The sequence below is a fragment of the Streptomyces pactum genome (assembly GCF_002005225.1).
GTDB classification, from domain to species: Bacteria; Actinomycetota; Actinomycetes; order Streptomycetales; family Streptomycetaceae; genus Streptomyces; species Streptomyces pactum_A.
Window position 1 is genome coordinate 4,853,912 of the sequence record NZ_CP019724.1, and the last position, 22,602, is coordinate 4,876,513.

Consider the following 22,602-nt stretch of genomic DNA (forward strand, 5'->3'; position numbering starts at 1 on the left):
GGGACCGGCGGGTCAGTCCCAGTACGTCTCGTGGGTCAGCCGGTTTCCCTGTCCGTCGAAGGTGTCGACGGACGCGATGGTCTCCCCGTCGGCGACGGGCAGGGCGAACGCGCGGTACGAGGTCCCCGGCAGCGTCACCACCTCGGCGGTACGGACCGTACCGCCGTCGAGAGTCAACCGGGCCGTGGCCGTACCCGGAGCGGGGTTGCCGACGAAGATCCGGGTCCCGGACGTGCCCTTGCCGGACAGACCGTGCAGCCCGGCGCCTTCGACGAAGTCGTCCCGTCCGTCCACGACGGCGCAACCCGCCCACGGTCCCGCCTGGTGATCGACCTGGACCCCGCCGATGAACACCCGCTGACAGAGCAGCGAGGGATCCACGGGCCGGGAGCCACCGAAGCCGGAGGTCCAGTCATCGGAGGGGAAGCCCTCCGGAACCTCCGGATAGAACTGCAGCGTCACCGACCACTCCTTGCCGTCGATGATTCCGGAGCCGGCGGAACGGGTCACGCTCCGCTGTTCCCCGTCCTGCGTGTGGCGAGTCGGGTGCTGGTCCCCCTGCACGGCTGACTGCGTCCGCAGCCCCTTGCCGGACGCGTCACCGGACCAGTCGTCGGCCGCCCAGGCACCGGCTACCGGTGTACTGACCACGATGGCGACCGCGCCGACGGCGACCGCGAGCTTCTTGATGCTGCTGGACACGTTGCTCCTACGGGAAGTGGGGTCGATGGACCGGAGGGCGCCTCTCCATCCACTCCTACTCCCGTTGCCGGCCTGGGGGTTGCACGCGGCGCCAGATCTCCGCGTACGCGTGTGGGCGATCGCGTGTTCCGGCTCCGGGTCGTGCTGCCGTCCCTGTGCGTCGATCCGGTGACCGGCGCGAGCGGCGAGCCGTTCGCCCTGGTGGACCTGGGCCGGTGCAACGTCCGTGTCGCCGAGCGGCCGGCGTCGGTGGTGCGGGGTGAGCGGCCGGCGGTCGGGACGCATGCCGTGGACGCGCGGGACGGGCGCGTGGGGGAGGTGATGGCGCATGTCGGCGGCGGTGTGCGGCTGCGGCCGGTCGGCGGGGGCCGGGAGTGGGACTGCCCGAAGGGGGCGGTGGTGGACGCGCAGCCGGAGGAAGTGATGCGGGCCCGGCTGCGCAGGACCAACCACGAGAGCGTCCGGGGTCAGTGCCTAGTCCGGCGCCACGATCCGTTCGACCGCCGCCGCCACCAGCTCGTCGCGCTCGGCCGGGGTGAGCACGTCCGGCAGTGTGAGCTGTTCGACGATCAGCCAGTTCAGGGCCAGGTAGAGGAGCTTGACGGCCGTCGCGTCGCCGGGGAGGCCGGACGCCTCGTGGTAGGAGACGTTGGCGGCGAGGTCGGCGCGGACGCGTTCGGTGAGGACGGCGCGCAGCTCGGGGCGGCGGGTGGCCTCCAGGCGGAGTTCCAGGAGGGCGAGATAGCCGGTGCGGAACGACGCGACGCGGTCGACCAGTTCGCGCATCAGGACGACGTAGGTCTCCCGGTCGCGGCCGGCCGACCGCTGGCGGGCGATCGTGGCCTCGTCCGGGTGGAGCCGCTCGTAGACGCGGGCGCCGGCCTGGGTGAGCAGGTCGTCGCGGTTGGCGAAGTAGTTGGACGCGGTGCCGCCCGGGACGGCGGCCGCCGTGTCCACCGCCCGGAAGGTCAGGCCCCGGGCGCCTTCCTCGGCCAGTACCTCGATCGCGGCGTCGACGAGGGCGGCGCGGCGCTGGTCGTTCCTTCTCACCATGAGCACAACTCCATTGACACCACTCCGTGTGTAGTACTACGGTCAAACCACTTCAAGCAGAGTACTACGTGGGGAGTTCAGTTGCGCAAACTCGTGTACTACGTCGCCGTCACCCTCGACGGACGCATCGCCGGTCCCGGCGGTGAGTTCGACTTCTTCCCGCTCGGCGACGAACGGCGGGCCGCCGAGTACTCGTCCTGGACGAACACGCTGTACCCCGAGACCGTGCCGACCGCCTACCGTGCCGCCGTCGGTCTCACCGACGTACCCAACCGGAACTTCGACACGGTGCTGATGGGGCTCGGCAGCTACCGTCCCGGCCTCGACGAGGGGTACGCCAGCCCGTACACCCACCTGCGCCAGTACGTGGTCTCGAGCACCCTGAAAGCCGACGAGGCCGACCCCGCCGTCACGGTGGTGCCGGGCGACCCGCTCGGTCTCGTCCGGGCACTCAAGGCGGAGGAGGGCGGCGAGCTGGACATCTGGCTCTGCGGCGGGGGCAGGCTCGCCGGGGCCCTGCTGCCCGAGATCGACGAACTGGTGATCAAGAGCTACCCGGTGATCGCCGGCGCCGGTGTCCCGCTGGTCGACGGTGACTTCGACCCCACTCTGTTCGACGTCGCCAGTCGCACCGCCTTCGAGAACGGCGTCACGCTGACCCGCTTCACCCGCCGGTAGGAGGGCGACCCGGCTCAGAGGCCGCCCATCGGCTCGATGTCCACCCGTACCGGCGTCCCCCACACCCGCAGCACCTCGTAGTCCGTGAACTCGTGGACGAGCCGGTACGCCATGGCCGCGCGGGGGGCGCGCAGTTGGGCCGCGATGTACAGCTCGGCCTCGCGGCGGTCGCGGCGCGGGGTGCCGCACAGTTGCCACGCCTGCCCGTTCCACAGCTCGGGCAGCCAGCGCTGCTGGGGCTGCGGCCGGTCGCCACGGACGCCGTAGCGGGACTGGACCGGCTCGGTGGTCCGGGCGGGGAGCGGGCCGCCGTTGTACTCGGCGCGGCGGGCGGTGCGGCGGCGGGTCTCGCACAGGAGGCACAGGTCGGGGGCGGCCTTGTCGACCGGGCCGTTCGGGTGTTCCGGGCAGCGGGTGCTGGGGACGGCCGTCGAGACGCTCTCCTCGAGCTGGTCCATCGCGCGCTTGAGGTCCGCGCGGACCTCGTGCAGCTTCGCGTCGGAGGTGTCGGCGGTCAGGGCCTCGCCGTGCTCACCGAGGAGACGCAGGGCGCGGCCCAGGGCGGTCGACTGGGCGTGGTTCATGTTCCTCAGGGTCGCACACGGGACCGACGGGCCCGCCCGGTTCCGCCGCCCGCAGGACGGGGCCGAGGCCGAGGAAGTACGTCGCCGCGAAGCCGACCACGTACCCGGTGAGCAGCCCGCCGCCGTACACCGCCGCCGTCGCCGCCCAGCCTCCGCCGCCCGCGAGGAGCGGGAACAGCGCCCAGCCCGACGGGCCGATCGCCGTCGCCCCCACGTCGGTGCCGAGCATCGCGAACAGGCCTGCGAAGGCGCCGCCCGCCGCCCCGCCCACGCAGGCCGTGAGGAAGGGGCGGCCGAGGGGCAGTGACACGCCGTAGAGCAACGGCTCGCCCACACCCAGCAGGCCCGCCGGGAGCGCGGACCTGATCGTCGTACGGACGGACGTGTCGTGGCGCAGGCGGACGTACACCGCCGCCGCCGCGCCCACCTGGCCCGCGCCCGCCATGGCCAGGATGGGCAGCAGGACGGTGTGGCCCTGCTGTTCGATGAGGGTGGTGTGGATGGGGATGAGTGCCTGGTGCAGGCCCAGCATCACCAGGGGGAGGAAGAGGCCGCCGAGGACCAGGCCGGCCAGGGCGCCCGTCGTCGCCAGGAGCCAGTCCGAGGCCGTGCCGATGGCCGTGGCGACCTCGCCGGCCGCGTACATGAGGACGTAGAGGGTGACCAGGCCGGAGACCAGGACCGTCAGGGCCGGGGTGAGCAGGACGTCCAGGGTGCCGGGGAGGCGGGCGCGGCACCACTTCTCCACGCGGGTGCCGAGGAGCGCGGCGGCCAGTGCGCCCAGGACGCCGCCCTGGCCGGGGGCGAGCGCGACGCCGAACGCGGTCACCTTCGCCACGCCCGGGTAGACGACGACGGCGGCGACCGCGCCGCCCAGCACGGGGGTGCCGCCGAACTCCTTCGCCGTGTTGTGCCCGACGAACACCGCGATCAGCGCCATGAAGGCGGAGGAGAGGGCGGCCAGGGCGGGGGTGACGCCGGGGAGCCACCCGAGGTTGGCCAGCAGACCGGCGACGCCCGCCAGGATGCCGCAGCCGATCAGGGCGGGGACGAGCGGGACGAAGACGTCCGCGACGCGGCGCAGGGCCGTCTTGAGGGGGGTGGCGTTGCGCCGCTTCTGCCGTGCCTTCAGCTCGGCACCGCGCAGGGCGAGGACGTCCGCCGTGTCCGCGCGGGCGCCCGCCGCGCGGACGGGAGTGCCGGCGGTGACGGCGGGGACGTCCGCCGTGCCGACGGGAGTGTCGGCCGTGCCGCCGTCACCGGCGGGCGTTCTGCCGTCACCGGTCGGCGTGTGGTCACCGGTCGGTGTGCGGTCACCGGTCGGCGTGCCGTCGCCCGCCAGCAGCGCCTCGAACGCCGCCGTCACCCGTCCGACCACCCCCGGCCCCAGCACGATCTGGTACGAGTCGCCGTCCTCCACCACCCCGAGCACGCCCGGCAGGGCGCGCAGCGCCGGGTCCTCGACCCCGGAGCGGTGGGCCAGGCCCAGGCGGAGGCGGGTCATGCAGTGGGCGACGGAGGTGACGTTCGCGGGGCCGCCTACGAGGCGGAGGAGGGCGGCGGCCGTGGTGGCGGGGTCGTCGTGGGTGTCCTTGTGCACTCCCCGAGCGTGCGGTCAGCCCTTCGCCGCCGCCAGCGCGGCGCGCAGGTGGCCGCCGGAGTCCTCCAGAAGGCGGGCCGCCGTCGGGCCGTCCACATCGGCCAGCAGGGTCAGGATCGCGTGCTTGACCTCGCCGTCGGTGGCGGTCAACGCACGCTCGATCTCGTCGTCGGCGGCACCGGTGGCGAGCGCGACGATGCGGCGCGAGCGGGCGCGCAGCTTCTCGTTGGAGGCGCGGACGTCCACCATCAGGTTCCCGTACGTCTTGCCGAGGCGGATCATCGTCATCGTCGACAGCATGTTCAGGACCAGCTTCTGCGCCGTACCGGCCTTCAGGCGGGTGGAGCCGGTGATCAGCTCGGGCCCGGTGACGACCTCGATGCCGTGCTCGGCGGCGGCGGCCAGGGCGCTGCCCCGGTTGCAGGCGAGGCCGATGGTCAGGGCGCCGAGGGCGCGGGCGTGCTCGACGGCGCCGACGGCGTACGGCGTGCGGCCGGAGGCGGAGACGCCGACCACCGTGTCGTCGGCGGTCAGGGTGAGGGCGTCCAGGTCGGCGCGGGCCAGCTCGGCCGAGTCCTCGGCGCCCTCGACGGAGGTGACCATGGCGTCCGGACCGCCCGCGATGAGGCCGACGACCTGTCCGGGGGCGGTGTTGAAGGTGGGCGGGCATTCGGAGGCGTCCAGCACGCCGAGGCGGCCCGCCGTGCCCGCGCCCGCGTAGACCAGCCGTCCGCCGCGCGCCATCCGGGCGGCGACGGCGTCGACCGCGGCGGCGATCTCGGGCAGCCGCTCGGCGACGGCGGCGGGCACGGCGGTGTCCTCGCCGTTCATCACCCGGGCGATGTCGAGGGTGGACATCCGGTCGATCTCGGCCAGCTCGGGCCGGAAGGCCTCGGTGGTGAGGCTCTCCAACTGGGAACGGAGGTCGGGGTGGCGGGGGGTTGCGGTCATGAGGAAGCGGCTCTTTTCAGCTTCGGTGTCTGTACTTACCCAGGGGCGCGGGGCCGTGCCGGCGTGCGGCCCCGCCGCGTGGGCGCGGCCGCCCGCGGCCGCCCGCGGCGAGCGGGTCCTACGGTCTGCCACGCGACCCGTGCCGATGCGCCAGCGCCTCGTACGAGGCCGCCAGAGCCGGCGCCGCCGACTCGTACGTCCGCTGCGCCACCCCCACGAACAGGCAGTCCACCACCAGGAGCTGACTGGTCCGCGACGACATCGCGGCCGGCCGCAGCTCGCTCTCCCGCGACGTGGACGTGGTCAGCACGTGGTCGGCGTACTGCGTGACGGGACTGTCGGGGCGGCCGGTGATGGCGACGGTCGTCGCGCCGCGTTCGAAGGCGACCCGCAGCGGTTCGATGACGTCGCCCGTCGACCCGGAGTGCGTGATGGCGAGGGCGACGTCCCCGGCGCGCAGTTGCACCGCGTTGGTGACGGCGAGGTGCGGATCGCCGGGGGCGTGGGCTATGAGCCCTATGCGCAGGAGTTTCTGGGTGAGGTCCTGCGCGACCAGGCCGGAGGCGCCGATGCCGTACACGTCGGTGCGGCGGGCGGCGGCGAGCGCGGCGACGGCCGCGCCGAGCTGGACGGTGTCCAGCGCGGCGGCGGTGTCGGCGAGGGTCTGCTGCTCGTCGTAGGCGAGTTTGGCGACGACGTCGGCGATCGGGTCGTCGACCGCGATGTCGGTCGTGATGGCGGGCGCGCGGCCGGACTGCTGCTGGGCGGCGAGTCCGGCCAGCGCGAGGCGCAGGTCCCGGTAGCCGGGGTAGCCGAGCAGCCGGGCGGTGCGTACGACGGTCGCCTCGCTGGTGCCGGTCAGCTCGGCGAGGCCGGTGACCGTGAGCGCCGCGCAGCCGGCCGGGTCGCCCGCGACGGCCTCGGCGACCCGCTGCATGGAGCGGGTCATCGACGGCGCCAGCGTGCGCACCTTGGCCGCGAGGGCGGCGGGCGCGGGGGGTGCGCCGCCGCCTCCGGCGCCGCGGCGGCCACCGGTCGCGTCGCCACCCGCGCTGCCGAAAGTTTCCTTCACGTCATCGGTCACTCATGAAAGATATTTTCGTTTCGGTCCACGGGTCAAGAGTGCGCACAATGGGTGCATGGACCCCATCAGCCCCCTGGAGCAGGCGCTGCACGCCGCGCGCGCCCTCGTGCTCGCCGACCTGGTGGCGGGCCAGGTGGCCGAGCCGGACGTCGTGTCGCTGGTCGAGGAGTCCGTCGTGCAGCGGCGCTGGTGGGTCGAGCAGTGGCCCGAGGGCGTCGAGTTCGTGGCCGGACTGGTCGCGCAGGACGTGCAGGACGCCCTGCTGGAGCGGTACGGCCGCTGGCCGCTGTGCCCGGTGTGCGGCTCCGGCGACCCGCACGCGCTGGACGTCGAGCCCGAACTCGGCCCCGACCCGCACTGGGTGTGCGGCAAGGCGGGCGTCAAGGTCGCGGCGGTGGGCTCGCTGGGCGCGGCCACCGGCGGCACGCTCTCGTGAGGACGACGACACGGTGACCGTCTACATCGACCCGCCGGCCTGGCCGGGCCACGGCCGCATGTGGTCGCACCTCGTCAGCGACGTCTCCTACGCCGAACTGCACGCGTTCGCCGCGGCCCTGGGCGTGCCGCGCCGCGCCTTCGAACGCGACCACTACGACATCCCCGCCCAGCGGTACGCCGAGGCCGTGTCCGCCGGTGCGCTGGAGGTCAGCAGCCGCGAGGTGGTGCGGCTGCTGCACGGGGCGGGGCTGCGGCGCAGGAAGGGCGGGGATCAGCCGCGCGGGTCGCGGAGTTCGTAGGCGAGCTGCTCCCCGTCCCCGGCGACCTGGCGGAAACCGGCGCGGACGATCACGGCCTGGGAGGCGAGGTTGGCGTGCTCGGTCGTCGCGAACACGGACGTCACCTCCTCGCGGGCCAGCGCCCACGCGGACAGCGCCCGCAGGCCCTCGGTGGCGTAGCCGTGGCCGCGGGCGGCCTCGGCGAGGTCGTAGCCGATCTCCACCCGGCCGTCCTCGTCCGGCGCCCCGTGGAAGCCCATGCCGCCGACCGCGCGGCCGTCCTGGCGCCGCACGAGTACGAACACGCCCCACTCCGGCCGGTGTACGCCCGCCTCGTACGCCTTCAGCAGCATCCCCGCGGCGTCCCGCGTGCCCTGGAACGGGCCGCTCTCCACCCACGCGAAGCCCCCGTCGCCGCCCGCGGCCAGGTCGGTGGCGGCGGCGGGGGTGACGCCCTGGAGGGTGAGGCGCTCGGCCTCGATCACCAGGTTGTTGCGCCAGCGCCACCCGGTGACCGGGGCGCGGCCGGGCAGTTCGCCGCGGCCGGTGGCCCACAGCAGGGTGCGCCAGGGGTCGGCGCCGGGCTGGACGTGCGGGAAGATCCGGGCGAGGACGTCCGCGCACAGCTCGGCGGGCGGTTCGTAGGCCAGTCCGAGGCCTTCGGCGATGTCGTGCGTGTGCGCGAGTACCTCGGTGACCCCCATGGCGGCGAAGCCCTCGCGGTTCGCGCCGCGGAAGGGGTACGGGTGGAAGGCGCGGACCTCGCGCGGGGTGGTGCGGAGGGTGGCGGCGAGCAGGGCGCCGGTCGTCTCGATGACGTGCAGGACGCCGTCGTTGTCCGTGCCGTCGTCCAGGGTGATCTCGAAGGGGACGTAGGCCTCGGTGGCGCGTCCGGCGAGCTGGCCCGCGTAGGTGATCAGGTCGCCGGCGATGTGCTCCGCCGTGTAGCGGCAGCTCCACTCCAGCCGTCCGGCCGGCATCCCCTCCCAGTCCCGGTCCGTCGCCGTCCGCAGCAGCGCGACGGCGCCCGCGACGGCCTCTTCCACCTGTTCCCCACCCATGTACCGCATGCCGGGCAGGCTACGTGGCCGGGCCGTTGCCGAGCGAGAGCATTTCCAGCTCGCCGGTGAGGTTGTAGCGGGCGGTCGCCTCCCATTCGCGCCGCCCGTGCGGGGTGTGGAACAGCCGCGGCAGGCCGAGCAGTCGGCGGAGGATCGCGGCCCGGCCCTCACGGAAGGCCTCGTTCGGCACGAAGTGGTACTCCTCGCGGACGGCCGCCGTGTACGCCGCGTACACCGACGGCGGCGAGGCGAGGACGGCCAGGTCCGCGTCGCACAGCACCTGACCGTCCCGGTCGTCGCCGGCCGGGGCGTGGGTGACGGTGAGGCGGACCAGCCGGGCCACCTCGGCGGTCTTCTCGCCCGGGACCCCGGCCTCGGGCAGCGCGCGCTCGGCGAGGCGGGCCGAGCGCTCCTCGTTCTCGGAGCGCTCGGGGAGGTAGACGGCGTCGTGGAACCAGGCGGCGAGTCGTACGACGTCGGCGTCGTCGGCGTACTCCTGCAGTACGTCGATGTGGTCCAGCACCGCGGTGAGGTGCGCGAGCGTGTGGTACCGCCGCTGGGGCTCCTGCCAGCGGGCGAGCAGGTGGTCGGCGTACGGCGCCGGATCGGGACGGCCGGGGGCGGGCGCGGCGACCCCGTCCAGGGCGCGGGCGAAACGGGAGCGCAGGGCGTCGGGATCGGCCATGGCCCCATTCTTCCAGCGGGGACGGGGCACCGGCTTCGGGAACGGGCCCGGCGAGCGTGACGAGACGGCGAGACGGCGAAGGTGGTGGCAATAGCGTTCGTGATACCCTCTAACCGAATCGTGAGAGGGCGGATCATGACGGACACGCGCACGAAGACGCCGCGCGAGCGCTACCGCACGCAGGTGCGCGCCGAGATCAAGGAACACGCGTGGGAGCAGATCGCCGCGGCGGGCGCCTCCGCGCTCTCGCTCAACGCGATCGCCAAGCGGATGGGCATGAGCGGACCCGCGCTCTACCGGTACTTCGCCGGCCGCGACGAGCTGATCACCGAACTCGTCAGGGACGCCTACCGGAGCCTCGCCGACACCTTCCGGACGGTCGCCGGTGCCGGTGCCGGTGCCGACCTGGCCGGTCTGGCGCACGCCCTGCGGGCGTGGGCCCTCGACGACCCCCAGCGCTACTTCCTCGTCTTCGGCACCCCCGTCCCGGGCTACCACGCGCCCGACGACGTCACCGAGATCGCCTCCGAGACCATGGCGGTGATCCTCGACGCCTGCGCCGCGCTCCCCTCGGACCGGCCCGCGGCGCCGTTCGACGCGCACATCGAAGGCCACCGGGAGTGGGCGGCCGGCCACCCCGCCGCACCCGCCGTCCTCCGTCGCGCCCTGACCGTCTGGACCCGGCTGCACGGTGTCCTGTCCCTGGAACTCGCGGGCCACTTCACCGGCATGGCGTTCGACCCCGCACGGCTCTACGCCGCCGAACTGGACGACCTGCTGGAACGCTGACCGGGAGCCGGGCCGGGCCCTACCGTGGAGCCATGACGACTCCTGCAGACGTGCACGACGTACGCGACCCCGAGGTGCCCGGACGGCTGCTGGCCGTGGAGCGGGACGAACTGGTCCCGCTGCTGCGCTCCCGGGCGGACGGGGACTTCGCGCTGCCGGTGGCCGCGTGTCCGGGCTGGACCGTGCGGGACGTGCTGGCGCACTGCTCCAGCGCGCTGATCCGGGTGGTGGACAACCGCTTCGAGGACGGTGTCTTCTCCCCCTCCTCCAACGACCGCGACATCGCCGAACGCGCCGGCTGGACCAACGCCCGGGTCGTGGACGAGCTGGAGCGCGGCATGACCGAGGCCGGCCCGGTGATCGGCCGCGCGGGCGGTGCCCTGGACGCGATCGCGCTGGGCGAGTGGGTGCACGCGGGTGATGTGCGGGTGGCTCTCGGTGAGCCGGGGGCCTACGCGGGGCGCGGGCTGCCGGACGCGCTGGCGCTGCTCGGCACGCTCACCCGCGACCGCGGCCACGTGCCGCTGCACGCCGACCTCGACGACGTGGACGAGCCCCTGAAGCTGGGCGAGGTGAGCGGGGAGCGGCCGCCGGGGCGGTTCATCGGGGACGCCGCCACCCTCGTACGGCTGTACGCGGGCCGGCCGGTGGACGACGCGGCCCGGTACGAGCTGGCCGGGGTGACGGCGGCGGAGCTGAACCTCTTCGGTGGCTGAGCGGGCGTGAAGGGGAGCCCCGGCCGGCTGTCTGGGCGTAGTCTTGGATTGGACTAGACCTGTAGCAGGCCGACGAATGGGGTCCCATGAGCAAGCGTGCAGTCCTGGAGGTGATCGCCCTCGACGTCGAGGACGCGGTCGCCGCCCAGGCCGGAGGCGCGGATCGCCTCGAACTGGTCACCGACATGGCGGCCGACGGACTCACCCCGTCGGCCGCGACCGTCGCCGCGATCCGCGCCGCCGTCGACATCGACGTACGGGTGATGCTGCGGCTCGCGGACGGGTTCGCCGCAGGGGACGCCGAACGGCTGGCGCGGACCGCCGGTCAGATGCGGGAGGCCGGGGCCACCCAGTTCGTGCTCGGGTTCCTCGACGCGGACGGTGACGTGGACCTGGGCGCGGTGGAGCGGGTCGCCGGGGTGCTGGACGGTTGCCGGTGGACGTTCCACCGAGCGATCGACCGCGCCGCCGACCGGGACGCGCTGCGCAAGCAGCTCGCGGACTTCCCCGGGCTGGACACGTATCTGACCGCCGGGGCGGCCGGGGGTGTCGACGACGGACTGACCGTCCTGCTCGCCGAGGCGCGGCGGCGCGGGGAACCCGGCTACGAGCAGCAGCTCCTGGTCGGCGGCGGCCTGCGGCTGGACCACGTGCCCGGCCTGCTGGACGCGGGAATCGACGGCTTCCACATCGGCGGAGCGGCGCGGCCCTCCGGGTGGTCCGGGCCGGTGTCGGCGGCGGCGGTGGGGGAGTGGCGACGGGTGCTCGGGCACTGAGCGTCGTTCGGGTGGAGACCGGCGTCGCGGCTCGCGGGGGGTGGGTGGCGCGGCCCGGCCCGGCATCGCGGTGCCTGCCCCGCTGACCTCCCCGGCTGCCCTCGGCTGACCTTCCCCCGTTGGGTCCCCGGCTCGGGTCTCCCGTTGGGTCCCCGGCTCGGGTCTCCCGTTGGGTCCCCGGCTCGGGTCTCCCGTTGGGTCCCCGGCTCGGGTCCCCCGTTGGGTCCCCCGCTCGGGTCCCCCACTGGGTCCCCCCGTGCCCACCCGGGCCGCCTCCGGGTATCTCCCGGGCCGTTCACGCTCCGTTCAGGCGCTGGGGGGACGCGGCCGCGCTACGCCAGTTGCGGCGGCAGCTCGGCCCCGTGGGTCACGATCAATCCCGACACCGCGCGGGTCAGCGCCACGTACAGTCGCCGCAGTCCCGTCCGTTCGTCCGGTTCGCCGTCCACCACGGCCTGCGGCTCGTCCAGGACCACGTAGTCGTACTCCAGGCCCTTGGCCAGCGAGGCCGGCACCAGGGTCAGGCGGGTGGCGCCGGTCGTCTCCTCGCCCGGGCCGATGAAGCCGATCCCCGCCGCCCCGAGGGCCTCCGCCAGCTCCGCCGCCCGCGCGTCGGCGGCGATCAGACCGACCGAGCCCTCGCGCTCCAGCAGCTCGCGGCACGCGGACACCACGTCCGACACCCCCTCGCCGGTCCCCCGGATGTCGAAGAATCCCGGGCTCTCACGGATGGACGCCACCGGCGTCAGGCCCGGCGCGATGTGCGGCAGCAGCCGGGAGGCGTACGCGATGACGTCCGTCGGCACGCGGAAACCGGCCGTCAGCTCCTCGACCACGGCCTCGCCCTTGCCCAGGTGGGCCAGCGCCTCGTCCCAACTGCGGGTCGCCCACGGCGTGGTGCCCTGCGCCAGGTCGCCGAGGACCGTCACCGAGCCGGTGCTGCAGCGCCGGCCCACCGCGCGGTACTGCATCGGGGAGAGGTCCTGCGCCTCGTCGAGGACCACGTGCCCGAGGGAGTGGGTGCGCTCGATCAGGTCGGTGGCCTCGTCGATCAGCACGGCGTCGGCGGGTGACCACGTGGCGGACCTCACGGAGCGCGGCGGCTTCACCCACAGCACCGCCTTCCGCTCGTCCTCCGTGAGGACGCCCTCGGCGTGCTCGGCGAGGAAGTCCGCGTCGGACAGGAGGCGCAGGACCAGTTGCGCGGGGTTCACCTGCGGCCAGACGGTCTTCACCGCCGCCTTCACGGCCGCGTTGCGCGCCACCGCGTTCTGCACCCGGTCGTCCGGCGCCTCCCCGGCCCGCTCCATCTGCACCAGCACGGCGTGCGCGATGCGCTGGGGGAGGGCCTCGCGGGCGGCGCCGTAGCGGATGTCGCGGGCGAGCAGTTCGCGGACGATCTCCTCCACCTCGTACGCGGCCACCCGCCAGCGGCGCGAGCCGCGCACCACGACGACGCCCTCGGTGGGCGGGGTGACGTGCGAGTAGAGGGCCTTGCGCAGGACCTCCGCCATCCGCGCGTCCCCCTTGATCACCGCCGCCGTCGCCTCGTCCGCGCCGCGCACCTCGACGTGTGCCACCAGGTCGTCGACGGTGGCCTGGCGGACCGTCAGCTCGCCGAGGGCCGGCAGGACTTGCTCGATGTAGTGCAGGAAGGACTTGTTCGGCCCGATGACCAGGGTGCCGGTGCGGGCGAGGCGCTCGCGGTGGGCGTAGAGGAGGTAGGCGACCCGGTGCAGGCCGACGGCGGTCTTCCCGGTGCCGGGGCCGCCCTGCACACAGACCGAACCGGTCAGCCCGGCGCGCACGATCTCGTCCTGCTCGGGCTGGATGGTCGCCACGATGTCGCGCATCGGGCCGACGCGGGGCCGCTCGATCTCCTGCTGGAGCAGCTTGCTGGTGACCGCCGCCTCGGCCGGGTCGGACAGGTGCTCGTCCTCGTAGGCCGTGAGGTCCCCGCCGGTGTAACCGAAGCGGCGGCGCAGCGAGATGTCCAGCGGGTCCTTCTTCGACGCGCGGTAGAACGGCTGCGAGACCGGTGCCCGCCAGTCGATCACCATCGGGTCACCGTCCGCGTCGTGCACGTGCCGCCGCCCCACGTAGAAGCGCTCCCCCTCCCCGCCCTCCGCCTGCTCCGCGCCAGGAGCGTGCAGGTAGTCGAGCCGGCCGAAGAACAGCGGGGTCCCGCTGAGGTCGGCCAGGGCCTTGACGCGCTGCTCGATCTGGCTCCCCAGGACCGCGGCGTTGACCCAGTTCGCGGTGACGTCGGTGATGTCGAGGGACTCCACGTCCTCGCGCATGGCGCGCAGGGCGGAACGGGAGGCGGCCAGGTGGGAGCGCTCTTCGGAGAGGGGGTCGTCGTGGACGGGCGTGGACAAGGGGGTGCCTCCGGATGACCAAGGACCTGCGGTGTGGTGGGCGCGGGCTTCGCGCGGTGGGCCGACCGGTTTCCGTCCGGACGGCGGCGCTCCGTGGGGAGGCGGGCAAGAGCGGAGAGTGTAGGGGAGCGTGGGCCGGGCGGGTCAACGGGTTTTCCGACCCCTAGGGGTCGGACCCCTCCGACCTGAGGGGACGGCGTCCGCCCGCAGGCGTAGCGGGGGTGGAGGGGGTTCGACCCGCAGACCGATGCCGGTCCGGGGCCCGTAGTCGCACCATGGAGACATGAGCGCAGCAACCATCTCCCCCCACCCGGCACCGCGCCGCGTGTCCGGTGCCACGCCCGTGGCCGGCAGCCACCGGCACCGGATCGGTGACGCCCTGCGCGCCGTCAGGGTGTTCGCGGGCGCCGCCTTCGACGTGGTCGTGCTCGGTGAGTACGGCGAGGAGGCCGGCGTCCGCCGCCGGTGACGTCGGCGTCCCGGGCCGTGCGGACTGAGTACCCGCACGTGCCGGTCTGAGTACCCGGGCCGGTGCGCGGGCACGATTGTGCGGCTTGACTGGCCGCATGAGCCCACAGCACCGCGCGACGTGGCCGCCGCACCCGGCCCTCCGCCGGGACCCGCGGGACCGCACGGCGTGGATCGCACCGACCGTCGCCACCGTGCTCCTGGCGGTCCTGGTACCGGCGGCGGCGCTCCTCGGCGGCATGTCGGTCATGGCCACCGACGGCTGCGGCAACGACTGCTCGCGGGCGATGACGACCTCGCTGAAGCTGATCTACGGGACCCTCTTCTTCGGCGCCTTCCTCACCCACGGAGCCTGGATCACCGCCTGGGCGCTTCCCTGGACCCGCCGCTGGTCGGTCCCGCGGGCCTGGCTGGCCGGGCTGTCGCTGCTGCCGCCGGTGTTCGTCCTGACCCTGGTGTTCACCCTCCCGGGGTCCTGACCGGGGCGTCCGCTCAGCTCTCCGCCAGCAGCTCGTCCGCGTCCATGATCCGGTAGGCGTAGCCCTGCTCCGCCAGGAAGCGCTGCCGGTGGGCGGCGAAGTCCTGGTCGAGCGTGTCGCGGGCGACGACCGAGTAGAAGTGCGCCTGGTGGCCGTCGGCCTTCGGGCGCAGCACCCGGCCGAGGCGCTGGGCCTCCTCCTGCCGGGACCCGAAGGTGCCCGACACCTGGATGGCGACCGTCGCCTCCGGCAGGTCGATCGAGAAGTTCGCGACCTTGGAGACGACCAGGACGCTGATCTCGCCCTGGCGGAAGGACTCGAAGAGCTTCTCCCGCTGGGCGTTGGACGTCTCGCCCTTGATGACCGGCGCGCCCAGGTGCTCGCCCAGTTCGTCGAGCTGGTCGATGTACTGGCCGATGACGAGGATCTGCTGCCCGGCGAAGCGCCGCACGATCGCCTCGGTCACCTTCCGCTTGGTCGCGGTCGTCGCGCAGAAGCGGTACTTCTCCTCCGTCTCGGCGGTGGCGTACGCGAGGCGCTCGGAGTCGGTGAGGTTGACCCGGACCTCCACGCAGTCGGCGGGCGCGATGTAGCCCTGCGCCTCGATCTCCTTCCACGGCGCGTCGAACCGCTTCGGGCCGATGAGGGAGAACACGTCCGACTCGCGGCCGTCCTCGCGGACGAGCGTCGCGGTCAGGCCGAGCCGCCGCCGGGCCTGGAGGTCGGCGGTGAACTTGAAGACCGGCGCCGGCAGCAGGTGCACCTCGTCGTAGACGACCAGACCCCAGTCCCGGGAGTCGAACAGCTCCAGGTGCGGGTAGACGCCCTTCCGCTTCGTCGTCAGCACCTGGTACGTGGCGATGGTGACGGGCCGGATCTCCTTCCTGGTCCCGCTGTACTCGCCGATCTCGTCCTCGGTCAGGCTGGTCCGCTTGACCAGCTCGTGCTTCCACTGCCGGGCGGAGACGGTGTTGGTGACCAGGATCAGCGTCGTCGACTTGGCCTGCGCCATCGAACCCGCCCCGACCAGCGTCTTGCCGGCGCCGCAGGGGAGCACGACGACACCGCTGCCGCCGTGCCAGAAGTTCTCCACCGCCTGCTTCTGGTACGGCCGCAGCGCCCACCCGTCCTCGGCCAGCTCGATCGGGTGCGCCTCGCCGTCGACGTACCCGGCGAGGTCCTCGGCCGGCCAGCCCAGCTTCAGCAGCGTCTGCTTGATCTGCCCGCGCTCGGAGGGGTGCACGGCCACCGTGTCGGGGTCGATGCGGTTGCCGACCAGCGGAGCGATCCGCTTCGACTTCAGGACCTCCTCCAGCACCGGCCGGTCGGTGGTCGTCAGGACCAGTCCGTGCGCCGGGTGCTTGGAGAGGGTGAGGCGGCCGTAGCGGTCCATCGTCTCGGCGATGTCGACGAGCAGCGCGTGCGGGACCGGGTAGCGGCTGTACTCGACGAGCGCGTCCACGACCTGCTCGGCGTCGTGGCCCGCCGCGCGCGCGTTCCACAGGCCGAGCGGGGTCACCCGGTAGGTGTGGATGTGCTCCGGGGCCCGCTCCAGTTCGGCGAACGGCGCGATGGCACGACGGCAGTCGCCGGCCCGCTCGTGGTCGACCTCGAGGAGCAGGGTCTTGTCGGACTGGACGATCAGCGGACCATTCACGGGCGGCACCCTTTCGCGTGCGTACGGCCGACGACGGCTCGGCCAAACGTCCAGTGTGCCTGATCGCGGGGCCGGGCTACCGGGGAGTGAGGTTGTTGATCAGCGGTCCCTCGGCGGTGACCGCCTCCGTGACCAGGGACTCCACGCCGGTGGCCGGCCGGGGCAGCGGCAGCGCGGTGGCCTCGGGGGCGAGGGCGCCGAACAGCGCCGCGGCGGTGATCAGGGCCGCGACGGAGACGGCGACGGCGGAACGGGCGGCGGAACGGGCGGCGGAGCGGGTGGGGTCGGGGAGCTCGGAACGCATGGGGGGTGCCGGCCTTTCGGAGGAGTGCTTCCCGGGGGGAGTCAGGAGGAGTGCTCCCCGGGGGAGTGAGAGAGAGCCAGGGGGACCCGCGGCGGGCCGGGCCCAGGGGGGCTGGGGACCCGGCCCGCCGACGGGGACGCCGAAACGGAGGGGTCAGGCAGGAATCAGAGGGTCAGGCCTCCGCCGAGGTCGATGCCGACCGCGGCCGCCTCGGCGGCGAACGCCGCGACCAGCGCGGCGGTGGAGGTCAGGACGGTGGCGACACAGCGAACGGCAGTACGCATCGGGTTCTCCCTTTCGGTTCGATTGCAGGGCACCCGGTGGCTGCCCGACCGCCGACGACTCGATGCGGAATATGAAGAAAGCTCCCTCTCAGGTGCGAATCACCCGGCGTGGCGTGCATGAACCACCGCGTACGCCCGAAAGTGCGCAAGCGACCGGAATCGCGGGACGGGACGCGTAAAACCCGGGGGCCCACGTCACAGCAGGCCGCGCCGCACGTCACCTCACGTGGCGTCGTCGGCGAGTTCGGCCACGCCGGTGACCCGGTGCAGCGGATACGTGCGCACCTCGTCCGCCGTGTGGTCGTACGCCGTCACGAAACCGCCCTCGACCCGGATCGGCGCGATGACGCGCTGGCTGGCGGCGCCCTCGGCGTTCACGTAGCCGATCCACAGCGCCTCGCCGGTCATGACGGCCGCCTGCATGGTGGCGAGGGTCTCGGCGGCAGCCGTGCGCGGCAGTTGGCCGCCCGCCGCCGGGGCGTCGCCCGCCTCGCTCCCGGCGCCCGGCTTGCGCGGGGCCGTGGCGGCCAGGTCACCGGCCCGGACGGCGCGGATCGCCGCCGTCAGGAGCGTGTCGTCGGGAACCGGCGGACCGTCCGGAACCGGCTCCGGTGCCGCCCGCGGCGGCGTGCGGCGGGCGTCGGCACGGGCGATCAGCACATCGCCCGCGGCGGACTCGGCGGCCGGCGCGAACCCCATCCCGCGCAGCCCCTCCAGCAGCGCCGCCGGGTCGGCCTGCGCGGCCAGCACGGTCGGCGCGAGCCGGCGCAGGCCGAGACCGGCGGCCCGCTTGTCGGCGAGGATCTCGTCCAGGGTCGCGTCGTCGTCGCAGCGCACGTACGCCGAGGCCGCGCCCACCCGCAGCCGCCCGTGCCGCCGGGCCACGTCGTCGATCAGGTACGTGAGCGGCTGCGGCACCGGCGTGCGGGAGTGCCGGGCGAGGAAGGCGTGCAGGTCGGCGGCGGTCTGCCCGGCGTCCAGCGCGCGGCGCACCGAGCCCGGCGTGAACCGGTAGACGGTCGCCCCGCCCTTCGACTCCACGTCCGCGAGCACCCCGAGCACGTCGGCCAGCGCAGGCTCCAGCGGCCCCGGCGCCACCGCCGTCAGGTCGGCCTGGAGCAGGACGTGGTCCAGCGGCTCGGGGAACAGCGGCGCCAGCAGCCGGGCGGCCCGCGCGGTGGCGGCGGCGTGCTCGGCGGGGCTCGGGGGAGCGGGGGCGGGCGGCGTGCGGTGGTGGACGGGGAGTTTGTCACCGGGACCCTCGGCGGCCTCGGGTGCCTTTGCCGGACGAGCCGACTCGGGCGCCCCGATCAGCGCCCGCCCCGGCGCCGCCAGCGCGCCGCGCCCGGTGATGCCCAGCAGCTCGGCCTCGGAGAGCGTCCACCGGGCGAGCCTCGTACGCAGGTCGTCGTCCTGGCCGTCCCGCCCGTCCCGCCGGGGCCCGCGCAGCGGACGCTCCCAGCGCAGCCGGGCCAGCACCGACTCCTCGGTGGGCGAGGCGCCCTCGGGCAGTCCCGCCAGCAGGGCCAGCACCCGGTGCCGTACCTCCGGCGCCGCCGAACGGTCCAGGTTCGGGCCCAGCGCCGAGAGCGTGCGGTCCTTCGCGTCCCGCCCGCCCACCACACCCGGCGTGCGGGTGGCCGTCAGCCACGTCCCGGCGAGCCCTGCCCAGCGCTCCGCGGGAGGCAGCTCCCGCCACTCGTCGTACGCCGGGGTCGCCGCGTACCGCTCGTCGGCCTCCCCGTCGGAGGCGATCAGTCCGGACGCGTAGGCCAGCTCGACCCAGAAGGCGGCCACCGGCTCGGGCACGTCCAGGGCGACGGCCGTCCGCTTCAGGTCGCGCACGCTCAGCCCGCCGGCCCGCAGCACCGCCGGGCCGCCCTCGTCCCACTCCTTCAGGAGCTCCTCGACGGTCGCCAGCGCCGTCAGGGCCTGCCCGGCCGCGGTGGCGTCCACGATCTGTGGACGGTGCGTGGCGGCGGCCTCCACCGGCGGCGGCACCGGCTCGGGCGTGCGGTGCGCGCGGCCCGCGCGCAGGTGCAGGGCGACCTCGCGGGGCAGGACGACCGTGCCGGGGGCGGTCGGCAGCAGCAGGCCGCCGTCCAGCAGCCGGCGCAGGTGCGTCGCCGGATCGTGGGTGACCTGGCCGTACGGCGGGCCCCACACCAGCCGGTCCAGCACCTCGCGGGACTCCCCGGGCAGGCCGGCGAGGAGCGCCGCCATCCGGGGCCGGTCGGCGAACAGGGCACCGAGCGCCGACACGGCGGAGACGGAGTCGTGGGTCGAGGGCAGGCCGACGGCGGCCAGGATCTCCTGGATCCGGCCCGGCGACATGCCCGCCGTCGCCTCCCGCACGGTGGGACCGAGCCCCGTCGGGGACGGGTGCTGCGGGGACGGCGCGAGCAGCTCACGGGCGGTGCGCACCAGCCGCAGTCGGTCGTCGGCACCCCACACCAGGGCCTGCTCGCGCAGCAGGGCGACCGCCCGCGGCACGGCCGCCGCGACGACGGGGTCCCGCTCGTCACCGGCCATGAGCCCGAGCAGCTCGTCGTACGGCGCCGGGTCCGCCGCCACCGCCAGCGCCTCCGCCGTCTGGAGCGTGAACCGGTCCAGCCGCTCCAGCGCCCGTACGACCGAGGCGCGGGTGCCGGCCCGGGTGGCGAGCTGCGTGAGATCCGTGGGCACGGGGGTGACGAGGTCGGGACGGCTGCGCAGGAGGGCGGCCAGCGAGACGTCGTCCCTGACGCGGAGCGCCTCCGCGAGGGACCGGGGGGCCGCGGACTTCTCCTCGGTGCTCATCCGGTCCACGTTAGCGGGTGGGTGCGACGGCGGGGTGCGCGTGCGGTGGCGCGGTGCGCGTCCGCCGCACCCGCGAGGATTCGGTACCTTCGTGCGACGGCGTACCACAACACACCGCCCCGGAGGGGTCCGTGGGGATCGAGAGCGACCAGGTCGTCTACGAGTACCTGAGCCGTGTCGGCGACGTGGCCCAGCAACGGCAGTTGCCGTCGGCCACCCGCATGCGGCTGGTCTCCGAGCTGCGCGACGAGATCGACCGGCACCGCGCCAGGACCACCGTGGACAGTCCCGCCGCCGTCCGCCGCATCCTGGACCGGCTCGGCAGCCCGGACGACATCGTCGACGCGGCGGGCGGCACGAGCGGTGCCCCGCGGCCGTCGGTGCCGCCGCCCACCGCCGTCCCCCTTCAGCCGGAGGGCGGGCCGCGGAAGACGGACCGGCCCAAGGGCCTGCGGCGCGCCGTCCCGCGCCCCCGCCCGGCAGCGCCCGAGTCCGCGCCCGCGCCTGCTCCCTCCCCGCCGCACCTGGCGAGCGCGCACGAGCTGGGGGACGGCGGCGTCGTACAGCCGGACTGGTGGCGGGTGGACAGCGGCCCGTTCGGGGGCGGCGGCGACAGTGTGCCGGGGTTCGTCGGCGGCGTGGAGATCCCGGAGCTGCTCAGGCCCCCGCCGCGGGCCAAGGGCGGGGCGGACGGGGCGAAGGAGGACGGTACCGCCGGGAAGGCGGCCGCGGAGGTGGTGGAGGAGGCGGCCGGGGAGGCCGCGGAGCCGGTCGCCGGGAAGCCGGGCGGGGCCTCGCGCCGCCGCCTGCCCCGTCTGTGGCCCGAGGGCGGCTGGAACAACCCGCTGCTGCTGCTCGCCGCCGCGCTGCTGGTCGCCGGCGCGGTCCTCGGCAGCCTCGTCCCGCTGGGCCTGGGCTGGCTGATCGCCTACCTCTCCCGCCGCCTGACTCCGGCCCAGTCGAAGTGGGCGGTACTGGGTCTGCCCGGCACGGTCGCCGCCGCCGGCGTCGTGTGGCTGTGGGGCCGCACGGAGGGCCGCTGGGGCGAACCGATCGCCGAGGGCCACATGAACGACGCCGTCACCGAGACCTGGCCCTGGATCCTGCGCACCGCCGCCGTCGCCACGGCCCTGTACCTCCTGTGGCGCTCCCGCCGCCCCCGGACCTGACCCGGCGAAACGGCGCACCGGGCCGGTCCCGGCGAAACGGCGCGCCGGGCCGGTCCCGGCCGAACGGCGTCCCGGTCCGGTCTCGGCGGAGTGGCGTCGCGGGGTGATCCGGCGGAGCGGCGTCGATGCGGTGGAGTGGCGTCCCGAGCCTGACCCGGCCGGATGGCGCCCGGGGACGGTCCTGGCGGAGTGGCGTCGCGGGTCTGCTGTGGTGGAGCGGCGTCCCGGGGACGGTCCCGGCGGAGTGGCGTTGCGGGCCTTATCCGGCGGAGCGGCGTCGATGCGGTGGAGTGGCGTCCCGAACCTGACCCGGCCGGATGGCGCCCGGGGACGGTCCCGGCGGAGTGGCGTTGCGGGCCTTACTGACTTCGGCTCGCCAGGGTGAATCTTTGCGAAGTCCCTGATGGGTCTGGAGCGGTGGCTGTATTCCGTGGTGTGTGAGATATGCGGATGGGGGCGGGCTGACCGCTGCGGGACGTCGGCGCCGGGAGTCGGTGCGGATGCAGGCGGCCGAGCTGTTCGAGCAGGAGATCAAGCCGCCGGAGGTGGCACGGCGACTGCGGGTGAGCCTGAAATCGGCCTACCAGTGGCACCAGCTGTGGCGGGACGGTGGTCATGAGGCTCTGGCCTCCCGCGGCCCGAGCGGATCCCGTTGCCGGCTGTCCCCGCGCTGTCTGGAGAAACTGGCTGCGTACCTCGATGAGGGCCCGGCCGCCCACGGCTGGGTGGAGGACCAGGTGTGGACCGCGGCGAGGGTGGCCACGCTGATCGGCCGGAAGTTCCACGTCTCCTACAGCGTCTCCGGTGCCACGAGGCTGATGCACCGGCTCGGCTTCAGCCCGCAGGTCCCCGCACGGCGGGTCGCCGAGCGCGACGAGAGGGCCGTCACCGTGTGGAAGGAGGTGACCTGGGCGGAGGTAAAAGAGCCCGGGCGGCCTGCGGGGGCTACATCTGCTTCGAGGACGAAGCAGGGTTCACGCGGAAGCCGCCCCGGGGACGAACCTGGGGCCGGCGCGGGCACACCCCGGTCGTGACCGTCAGCGGGCGACGCTCGGGGCGGCTGTCGGTGGCCGGACTGATCGCCATGCGGCCCGGCTCCCGTACCCGGCTGTGCCACCGCCTGCGCGCCCACCGGGCGGGCAGAGGCAAACGCCGCAGCATGGGCGAGCGTGACTTCATCGCGCTCGTCGACGGCGTCCACCAGCTCCTCAAGGCACCTATCGTGCTGGTCTGGGACCGCCTCAACACCCACGTCTCTCACGCCATGCGCAAGTTGATCGCCGAGCGCGCATGGCTGACAGTGTTCCTGCTGCCCGCCTACTCACCCGACCTCAACCCCGTCGAATGGGTATGGGCACACATCAAACGCAGCCTGGCCAACCTCGCCGTCGTCGCGCTCGACCGGCTCGAAGCACTCGTCCGTAACCGACTCAAGCGCCTTCAGTACCGGCCCGGCACCCTCGACGGCTTCATAGCCGGCACCGGCCTGACTCTCGACGAACCTGCCTCACCCTGACGAGCCGAAGTCAGTATTCCGGCGGAGTGGCGTCCCGGGCCGGTCCCGGCGCCCTCGTCGACCGGGGGCGTGGCGTCCTCGCCCACCCGCCCCCGCACCGTGCGCGTCGGGCACCGGTGGCCGGTCCGAGGGCGGGCGGCACGGTCGCGTCGG

The 22,602-nt window shown here is 74.3% G+C and carries 22 protein-coding genes and 1 pseudogene; 11 read left to right on the forward strand and 12 right to left on the reverse strand.

The window, feature by feature from the left end; genetic code table 11:
• Window positions 1–12 precede the first annotated feature (12 nt).
• Window positions 13–702, reverse strand: a complete 690-nt coding sequence (locus tag B1H29_RS20630; RefSeq protein WP_055417523.1) for a hypothetical protein — start codon at window positions 700–702, stop codon at window positions 13–15.
• A gap of 111 nt (window positions 703–813) precedes the next feature.
• Here B1H29_RS20630 and B1H29_RS39430 point away from each other — a divergent pair.
• A pseudogene (locus tag B1H29_RS39430) lies at window positions 814–1,161 on the forward strand (hypothetical protein); the annotation flags it as partial.
• A gap of 15 nt (window positions 1,162–1,176) precedes the next feature.
• Here the strand turns inward: B1H29_RS39430 and B1H29_RS20640 are convergent.
• Window positions 1,177–1,755, reverse strand: coding sequence for a TetR/AcrR family transcriptional regulator (locus B1H29_RS20640; protein ID WP_055417522.1), 579 nt, complete (start codon window positions 1,753–1,755; stop codon window positions 1,177–1,179).
• An 81-nt stretch (window positions 1,756–1,836) separates the two neighbouring features.
• Here B1H29_RS20640 and B1H29_RS20645 point away from each other — a divergent pair, with 81 nt between their 5' ends.
• The gene (locus B1H29_RS20645; RefSeq protein ID WP_055417521.1) at window positions 1,837–2,433 is read left to right on the forward strand and encodes a dihydrofolate reductase family protein; all 597 of its coding nucleotides are present in this window, start codon (window positions 1,837–1,839) and stop codon (window positions 2,431–2,433) included.
• Window positions 2,434–2,447: 14 nt separating this feature from the next.
• Here B1H29_RS20645 and B1H29_RS20650 read toward each other — a convergent pair whose 3' ends face one another.
• The 4 genes from B1H29_RS20650 to B1H29_RS20665 form a co-directional block, all read right to left on the reverse strand.
• Window positions 2,448–3,017, reverse strand: coding sequence for a hypothetical protein (locus B1H29_RS20650; RefSeq protein WP_055417520.1), 570 nt, complete (start codon window positions 3,015–3,017; stop codon window positions 2,448–2,450).
• On the reverse strand, window positions 2,965–4,617 hold the full coding sequence (locus B1H29_RS20655) for a PTS transporter subunit EIIC (protein WP_055417519.1): 1,653 nt from the start codon (window positions 4,615–4,617) through the stop codon (window positions 2,965–2,967). Before B1H29_RS20655 ends, B1H29_RS20650 begins: the two co-directional genes overlap by 53 nt.
• A gap of 15 nt (window positions 4,618–4,632) precedes the next feature.
• A complete protein-coding gene (gene murQ / locus B1H29_RS20660; RefSeq protein ID WP_055417518.1) occupies window positions 4,633–5,568 on the reverse strand; it encodes an N-acetylmuramic acid 6-phosphate etherase in 936 nt (311 codons plus the stop codon).
• Window positions 5,569–5,686: 118 nt separating this feature from the next.
• Entirely contained in the window at window positions 5,687–6,652 is a 966-nt protein-coding gene (locus B1H29_RS20665; RefSeq protein WP_055417517.1) for a MurR/RpiR family transcriptional regulator, read from the reverse strand.
• A gap of 55 nt (window positions 6,653–6,707) precedes the next feature.
• On the opposite strand from B1H29_RS20665, the gene B1H29_RS20670 reads away from it, so the two are divergent.
• Complete coding sequence (locus B1H29_RS20670; protein WP_055417516.1) at window positions 6,708–7,088, forward strand: hypothetical protein; 381 nt, start codon at window positions 6,708–6,710, stop codon at window positions 7,086–7,088.
• Between the two features lie 13 nt (window positions 7,089–7,101).
• Complete coding sequence (locus B1H29_RS20675) at window positions 7,102–7,389, forward strand: DUF4031 domain-containing protein (protein ID WP_055417515.1); 288 nt, start codon at window positions 7,102–7,104, stop codon at window positions 7,387–7,389.
• Here the strand turns inward: B1H29_RS20675 and B1H29_RS20680 are convergent.
• Together B1H29_RS20680 and B1H29_RS20685 are read right to left on the reverse strand one after the other, a co-directional pair.
• Window positions 7,362–8,438 (reverse strand): GNAT family N-acetyltransferase, encoded by a 1,077-nt coding sequence (locus tag B1H29_RS20680; RefSeq protein ID WP_079160347.1) that lies wholly within the window; start codon window positions 8,436–8,438, stop codon window positions 7,362–7,364. The two genes, B1H29_RS20675 and B1H29_RS20680, sit on opposite strands and share 28 nt — an antisense overlap.
• A gap of 10 nt (window positions 8,439–8,448) precedes the next feature.
• Complete coding sequence (locus B1H29_RS20685; RefSeq protein ID WP_055417514.1) at window positions 8,449–9,114, reverse strand: HD domain-containing protein; 666 nt, start codon at window positions 9,112–9,114, stop codon at window positions 8,449–8,451.
• A gap of 135 nt (window positions 9,115–9,249) precedes the next feature.
• Here B1H29_RS20685 and B1H29_RS20690 point away from each other — a divergent pair, with 135 nt between their 5' ends.
• The 3 genes from B1H29_RS20690 to B1H29_RS20700 all read left to right on the forward strand — a co-directional run bounded on the left by B1H29_RS20690 (window position 9,250) and on the right by B1H29_RS20700 (window position 11,395).
• On the forward strand, window positions 9,250–9,903 hold the full coding sequence (locus B1H29_RS20690) for a TetR/AcrR family transcriptional regulator (protein ID WP_055417513.1): 654 nt from the start codon (window positions 9,250–9,252) through the stop codon (window positions 9,901–9,903).
• A gap of 32 nt (window positions 9,904–9,935) precedes the next feature.
• Window positions 9,936–10,619: a maleylpyruvate isomerase family mycothiol-dependent enzyme gene (locus B1H29_RS20695; RefSeq protein WP_055417512.1), complete on the forward strand. Its 684-nt coding sequence runs from the start codon at window positions 9,936–9,938 to the stop codon at window positions 10,617–10,619.
• An 86-nt stretch (window positions 10,620–10,705) separates the two neighbouring features.
• Complete coding sequence (locus tag B1H29_RS20700; protein WP_055417511.1) at window positions 10,706–11,395, forward strand: copper homeostasis protein CutC; 690 nt, start codon at window positions 10,706–10,708, stop codon at window positions 11,393–11,395.
• Between the two features lie 332 nt (window positions 11,396–11,727).
• On the opposite strand, the gene B1H29_RS20705 is transcribed toward B1H29_RS20700, so the two are convergent.
• The gene (locus B1H29_RS20705; RefSeq protein WP_055417510.1) at window positions 11,728–13,773 is read right to left on the reverse strand and encodes a HelD family protein; all 2,046 of its coding nucleotides are present in this window, start codon (window positions 13,771–13,773) and stop codon (window positions 11,728–11,730) included.
• A gap of 283 nt (window positions 13,774–14,056) precedes the next feature.
• Here B1H29_RS20705 and B1H29_RS20710 point away from each other — a divergent pair, with 283 nt between their 5' ends.
• Together B1H29_RS20710 and B1H29_RS20715 are read left to right on the forward strand one after the other, a co-directional pair.
• Entirely contained in the window at window positions 14,057–14,242 is a 186-nt protein-coding gene (locus B1H29_RS20710) for a hypothetical protein (protein WP_055417509.1), read from the forward strand.
• 97 nt (window positions 14,243–14,339) lie between these two features.
• Window positions 14,340–14,720 carry a hypothetical protein gene (locus B1H29_RS20715; RefSeq protein ID WP_055417508.1) on the forward strand — a complete coding sequence of 127 codons (381 nt, stop codon included), beginning with the start codon at window positions 14,340–14,342 and terminating at the stop codon, window positions 14,718–14,720.
• A gap of 13 nt (window positions 14,721–14,733) precedes the next feature.
• Here the strand turns inward: B1H29_RS20715 and B1H29_RS20720 are convergent, their stop codons facing one another.
• The 3 genes from B1H29_RS20720 to B1H29_RS20735 all read right to left on the reverse strand — a co-directional run bounded on the left by B1H29_RS20720 (window position 14,734) and on the right by B1H29_RS20735 (window position 19,764).
• A complete protein-coding gene (locus B1H29_RS20720; protein WP_055417507.1) occupies window positions 14,734–16,377 on the reverse strand; it encodes a DNA repair helicase XPB in 1,644 nt (547 codons plus the stop codon).
• Between the two features lie 76 nt (window positions 16,378–16,453).
• Window positions 16,454–16,681: a hypothetical protein gene (locus B1H29_RS20725; RefSeq protein WP_055417506.1), complete on the reverse strand. Its 228-nt coding sequence runs from the start codon at window positions 16,679–16,681 to the stop codon at window positions 16,454–16,456.
• A 506-nt stretch (window positions 16,682–17,187) separates the two neighbouring features.
• Complete coding sequence (locus B1H29_RS20735) at window positions 17,188–19,764, reverse strand: helicase C-terminal domain-containing protein (RefSeq protein WP_055417505.1); 2,577 nt, start codon at window positions 19,762–19,764, stop codon at window positions 17,188–17,190.
• A 131-nt stretch (window positions 19,765–19,895) separates the two neighbouring features.
• Here B1H29_RS20735 and B1H29_RS20740 point away from each other — a divergent pair, with 131 nt between their 5' ends.
• Entirely contained in the window at window positions 19,896–20,933 is a 1,038-nt protein-coding gene (locus B1H29_RS20740) for a hypothetical protein (RefSeq protein ID WP_055417504.1), read from the forward strand.
• Window positions 20,934–21,370: 437 nt separating this feature from the next.
• Window positions 21,371–22,449, forward strand: a protein-coding gene (locus B1H29_RS40215) for an IS630 family transposase (RefSeq protein WP_432280061.1) whose coding sequence is annotated in 2 segments (ribosomal slippage) — window positions 21,371–21,872 and window positions 21,872–22,449 — 1,080 coding nt in all. Because the reading frame shifts where the segments join, the coding sequence is not laid out codon by codon here.
• Window positions 22,450–22,602: the final 153 nt, after the last annotated feature.